Here is a 494-nt window from a genome sequence, read left to right as displayed (position 1 = left end):
GCGCGGTCTGGTACTGCGACATGCCAGGAATGCTGTCGCACTTGTGCTGCAGGCTCAGCAGGCCAGCCTGCAGATAGGTGGTGTTATCGCCAGGGACCTTGAAGCCGGTGCCCAGTGCGGTGCCGGCGCCGGACAGGATGTTGGCGAACGGCGTACCGGTGGTGTCCGGCGACAGGCCGCGCTCAGGCTGGAAGCCGTTGGCGAAGTCGCGCTGGTGCGAGCTCAGCTTGTCGTTCACGTCGTGGGTGACGCTGGCCATCACGTTCCAGCCGTCGTCGTTCAGGCTGCCCAGGCCGCCCAGCAAGGTATAACGGCGATTCATGCCGCCGCCGTGCTGGGTGCCGTTCAGGTCGGTGCCCACTTCCAGGCCCTTGTAGTCGGTCTTCAGGATGAAGTTGACCACGCCGCCGATGGCGTCGGTACCGTAGATTGCGGAAGCACCGTCTTTCAGGATTTCCACGCGCTGAATCGCGCCCAGCGGAATCGAGTTCAGG

At 64.4% G+C, this 494-nt stretch carries 1 protein-coding gene; it reads right to left on the bottom strand.

Annotated features, from left to right (window positions below):
* Positions 1 to 494: TonB-dependent receptor plug domain-containing protein (locus AB4Z32_RS27660; protein ID WP_442125009.1), on the bottom strand; the 494-nt coding region annotated here is incomplete at both ends.

This window comes from Massilia sp. 2TAF26 (assembly GCF_052115005.1).
In the GTDB taxonomy this organism is placed as follows: Bacteria; Pseudomonadota; Gammaproteobacteria; order Burkholderiales; family Burkholderiaceae_D; genus Telluria.
The sequence above is the reverse complement of the archived record's forward strand: the minus strand, read 5'-3'. Positions and strand labels throughout refer to the sequence as shown.